The sequence below is a fragment of the Streptomyces sp. NPDC054863 genome (genome assembly GCF_053610825.1).
Map to the genome: position 1 here is coordinate 1 of NZ_JBSGZD010000443.1, position 4,471 is coordinate 4,471.

Annotated in this window: 5 protein-coding genes; 2 read left to right on the forward strand and 3 right to left on the reverse strand. The window is 70.8% G+C overall.

The features are described from left to right. Positions 1-95: 95 nt before the first annotated feature. Genes ACWGIG_RS37215 through ACWGIG_RS37225 form a run of 3 tightly spaced genes read right to left on the reverse strand, consistent with a single transcriptional unit; the run spans position 96 to position 3,092 of the window. Positions 96-1,253 (reverse strand): D-alanine--D-alanine ligase family protein, encoded by a 1,158-nt coding sequence (locus ACWGIG_RS37215; protein WP_453326146.1) that lies wholly within the window; start codon positions 1,251-1,253, stop codon positions 96-98. A 34-nt stretch (positions 1,254-1,287) separates the two neighbouring features. After that, the gene (locus ACWGIG_RS37220) at positions 1,288-2,286 is read right to left on the reverse strand and encodes an NAD(P)H-dependent glycerol-3-phosphate dehydrogenase (protein ID WP_453326147.1); all 999 of its coding nucleotides are present in this window, start codon (positions 2,284-2,286) and stop codon (positions 1,288-1,290) included. Beyond that, entirely contained in the window at positions 2,283-3,092 is an 810-nt protein-coding gene (locus tag ACWGIG_RS37225) for a lysophospholipid acyltransferase family protein (protein WP_453326148.1), read from the reverse strand. Before ACWGIG_RS37225 ends, ACWGIG_RS37220 begins: the two co-directional genes overlap by 4 nt. A gap of 227 nt (positions 3,093-3,319) precedes the next feature. Between ACWGIG_RS37225 and cofC the strand changes: the two genes are divergently transcribed. Beyond that, positions 3,320-4,000 (forward strand): 2-phospho-L-lactate guanylyltransferase, encoded by a 681-nt coding sequence (gene cofC, locus ACWGIG_RS37230; protein ID WP_453326150.1) that lies wholly within the window; start codon positions 3,320-3,322, stop codon positions 3,998-4,000. Between the two features lie 28 nt (positions 4,001-4,028). Continuing rightward, entirely contained in the window at positions 4,029-4,232 is a 204-nt protein-coding gene (locus ACWGIG_RS37235; RefSeq protein ID WP_453326149.1) for a hypothetical protein, read from the forward strand. Positions 4,233-4,471: the final 239 nt, after the last annotated feature.

Below are 4,471 nucleotides of genomic sequence, written 5' to 3' on the forward strand. Positions count from 1 at the left end.
CCGTAGGGGCGCGGGGCTCCGCCGCGTGGGCGCGCCCAGCCACGACGGAGCCGCAGATGAACGACGGCACCACTCGGCACCTTCCGGCGGAGCGCTCAGCGCAGCCCCGTCGGCCGCCGCAGCGCCGCCTGGATGAGCCGGTCCACCAGCTCCGCGTAGCCCACGCCGCTCTCCTGCCACATCCGCGGGTACATCGAGATCGGGGTGAAGCCCGGCATCGTGTTGATCTCGTTGATCACGAACTCGCCGTTGTCCTGGAGGAAGAAGTCCGCCCGGACCAGGCCCTCGCAGGCCGCCGCGTCGAACGCCGCGACCGCGAGCCGCTGGAGCTCCGCGGTCTGCTCGTCGCTCAGCGGCGCGGGGACGATCCCGGCCGCCGAGTCGATGTACTTGGCCTCGAAGTCGTAGAAGTCGTGGGCGGAGACCGGCGGGATCTCGGCGGGCACGCTCGCGCGCGGACCGTCCTCGAACTCCAGCACCCCGCACTCGATCTCGCGCCCGGTGAGCAGCGACTCGACGAGCACCTTCGGGTCGTGCCGCCGCGCCTCCTCGATCGCCTCGTCGAGGCCCGACAGGTCGCCCACCTTGGTGATGCCCATCGAGGAACCGCCGCGGGCGGGCTTCACGAAGAGCGGCCAGCCGTGCTCGCCCGCGAAGTCCACGATCTTCTTGCGGGCCGCCGAGGGGTCGTTGTCCCACTCCCGGGGGCGGATGACCTCGTACGGTCCGACCGGCAGGCCGAAGGAGGTGAAGACGCGCTTCATGTACTCCTTGTCCTGGCCGACGGCCGAGGAGAGCACGCCCGAGCCGACGTACGGGACGCCGGAGAGTTCCAGGAGGCCCTGGAGGGTGCCGTCCTCGCCGTAGGGGCCGTGCAGCATCGGGAAGACGACGTCGACCTCGCCCAGTGCCTTGGGCACCGAACCCGGCTCGCTGTAGACGACCTCGCGGTTGGCGGGATCGACGGACAGGACCACGGCGCCTTCGGTCGATTCCGCGAGCTGCTCCATGCTGGGCACCTTGCGGTCGGCGATCGCCATCCGGTCGGGTGCGTCGGCGGTCAGCACCCAACGCCCGTCCGTGGTGATGCCGATCGGCAGCACGTCGTACTTCTCACGGTCGATGGCCTGCATGATGGCGCCGGCGGTGACGATCGAAATGCCGTGTTCGGAGCTGCGACCGCCGAAGACGACGGCCACGCGCGGCTTGCGGGGCTCCTGGGCAGGGCTCTGGGGGAGGTTCTCGCTGCTCATATCGGCTTGAGGGTACCCGTTGTCCCCGCAGGTATCAGCGCTCGGGCTTGGCGCTGCGCGCCATGAGTTCCTTCACCGCGACCAGTGGCGGCTTGCCCTCGTGGACGATGCTCACCACCGTCTCGGTGATCGGCATCTCGACGCCGTGCCGCTGTGCCAGATCCAGTACGGATTCGCAGGACTTGACGCCCTCGGCGGTCTGCTTGGTGGCGGCGACGGCTTCCTGGAGGGTCATGCCGCGGCCCAGGTTCATGCCGAAGGTGTTGTTGCGCGACAGCGGCGACGAGCAGGTGGCGACCAGGTCGCCCATGCCCGCGAGACCGGCGAAGGTGTGCGCGTCGGCGCCCATCGCGAGGCCGAGCCTGGTGGTTTCGGCGAGACCGCGCGTGATGAGCGAGGCCTTGGTGTTGTCGCCGAGGCCCATGCCGTTGGCGATGCCGACGGCCAGCGCGATGACGTTCTTGACGGCGCCGCCCAGTTCCACACCGACCACGTCGGTCGTGGTGTACGGGCGGAAGTACGGGGTGTGGCACGCGGCCTGGAACCGTACGGCCGCTTCCTCGTCCCGGCAGGCGACGACCGCGGCGGCGGGGTGCCGGGCGGCGATCTCCTTCGAGAGGTTCGGTCCGCTGAGCACGGCGACGCGCTCGTCGGGCACCTTGGCGACCTCGGCGATGACCTCGCTCATCCGCTTCGCGGTGCCGAGTTCGACGCCCTTCATCAGGGAGACGAGGACGGAGTCGGCGGGCAGCAGGTCCTTCCAGCCGCTGAGGTTCTCGCGCAGCGTCTGCGAGGGGACGCACAGGACGACGAAGTCCGCACCCTCGGCGGCCCGTGCCGCGTCGGCGGTGGCCGTGATGCCCGCGGGGAGTTCGACTCCCGGCAGGTATTCGGGGTTCCTGCGGGTGGAATTGATGACGTCCGCGCGGGCGGCGTTGCGGCCCCAGAGGGCCACCTCGCAGCCCGCGTCGGCGAGCACCATGCCGAAGGCGGTCCCCCAGGAGCCATTGCCGAAGACGGCGACCCGTGTCACTTCTCGTTCTCCCCAGTCCTCGCCTGCGTCGGGTTCGGCTGCTTCGCCTGCGCCCGCTTCGCCTTCTGTGCCGCGGCCCTGCGCCGCTGCTCGGCCCGCGCCCTGCGGTGGTCGTACACCTCGGCGGGCACCGGCTCCTGCCGTACCTCCGCGAGGAGTTCGGTGATGGCGGCCATGATGACCTCGGTCACCTCGCGCAGCACGTCCGGCGTGGGTTCCAAGCCGTAGAACCGCTCCAGGTCCACGGGCGGTCCGGCCTGCACCTGGAGGGTCTTGCGCGGGAAGAAGTGGGTCTTCTTGCCCTTCGCGTACGGAGGCATGGCGAGGTTCGCGCCCCACTGGGCGACCGGGACGACGGGCACCTTGGTCTCCAGCGCGACGCGGGCGGCCCCGGTCTTGCCGGCCATCGGCCACATGTCGGGGTCGCGGGTGAGGGTGCCCTCCGGGTAGAACGCGACGCACTCGCCGCGCTCGATGGCCGCGATGGCGGCGCGGAAGGCGGTCATCGCGTCGGTGGTCTCGCGGTAGACCGGGATCTGGCCGGTCCCGCGCAGCATCATGCCGACGAACGGGGTCTTGAAGAGCCCCGCCTTGGCGAGGAAGCGCGGCACCCGGCCGGTGTTGTACTGCCAGTGCGCGTACGACAGCGGATCCACGTAGGAGTTGTGGTTCACGGCGGTGATGAAACCGCCGTCCGCCGGAATGTGCTCCATTCCGCGCCAGTCCCGCTTGAACAGAACAAGCAGCGGGGGTTTGGCGATGACCGCGGCCAGGCGGTACCAGAAGCCGATTCTGCGGCGGGACACTCGGGACACCTTCCTCTAGGACCCTGGCCACTGCACCCCGTGTGCACCTGTGCGCCCTGATCAGGCGGACAAGTGTCGCCCCGGGTCCCTCGTCTGTCGAGAACACCGTACGCCCCGGCCCGGGGACCGGGCCTCTCGGTTGTCGGGACCTCGGGCGACAATGGGCCCGTTCCCCTCCCGCTCACGTGACGAAGACGCACCGGCCGCGCCCGGACGGAGGCCCGCAACTGAACCCGCCCCGGACCCCTTCGTGGTCCCTGGTCGTCCCGCTGAAGCCCTTGGCACGGGCGAAAAGCAGGCTCGCCTCCGCAGTTCCCGACGCACTGAGGCCCTCTCTCGCCCTGGCGTTCGCACAGGACACCGTGGCCGCGGCGCTGGCCTGTGCGGCGGTACGGGATGTGGTGGTCGTCACGGACGACGCCGCGGCCGGTGCCGCACTGGCCGAGTTGGGGGCGCGCATCGTCCCCGACGCTCCGGCGGCGGGCCTCAACGCGGCGCTGGCGTACGGAGCACGGTCGCTGCGGGCGGCCGGGTCCCGCACGGCGGTCGCCGCCCTGAACGCCGATCTGCCCGCGCTGCGCCCCGCCGAATTGCAGCGGGTGCTGAGCCGTGCGGCAGAATTTCCGCGTTCATTTCTGACGGATGCGGCGGGAATCGGAACTACATTCCTTTCCGCTGCGCCAGAAGTGGAATTGAGGCCCTCGTTCGGGGGACCTTCACGTATGCGGCACATCCTTTCCGGCGCGGAGGAGCTGCTGCTGGAATTGGTGGATTCGGTGCGGCAGGACGTGGATACGGGGGACGACCTGCACACCGCGTTCGCCCTGGGGGCCGGTCCGCACACGGCTGCGCTGCGCGCCGCCCTGCCCGCGGGTTTCGCCGGCTGCGTACGCCAGCCACAGCTGTAGGCCGGGTGCGGCGGATACGCTGACGGCTATGCAGGCGACCGCGTACACGTACGACTCCGAGACCCGCAGCGGCAGTGTGCTGCTCGACGACGGCACCCCGGTGCCCTTCGACGCGGCGGCCTTCGACGCGGGCGGGCTGCGGCTGCTGCGCGCGGGGCAGCGCGTACGGATCGAGACGGCCGACGGGGGCAAGGACGCCCGGATCACCCTGGTGACTCTCCAGACGTTCTGAGAGGGGCCGCTGGGGCCTCTGAGCCCCCTGTGGCGCCAGGTTCCCGTCCCGTACGGGCACAGGCCCTCCCCGTCCCTGTGGCACCCGCTCCCCGTCCCGGCCACGGACCGCCACCACAGAACACCTCCGGAACGCACCGCGGGCCGGGCTCCCCGGAGGGAGCCCGGCCCGGCGTGTGAGTACCGCGCTGCCGTGAACTACTTCTTCTTGGCGGTGGTCTTCTTCGCGGTGGTCTTGCG

Excerpts from the sequence above, each read along its gene's own strand:
- ACWGIG_RS37215 (WP_453326146.1), bottom strand. The coding sequence starts at position 1,253 with ATGAGCAGCGAGAACCTCCCCCAGAGCCCTGCCCAGGAGCCCCGCAAG.
- ACWGIG_RS37235 (WP_453326149.1), top strand. The coding sequence starts at position 4,029 with ATGCAGGCGACCGCGTACACGTACGACTCCGAGACCCGCAGCGGCAGT.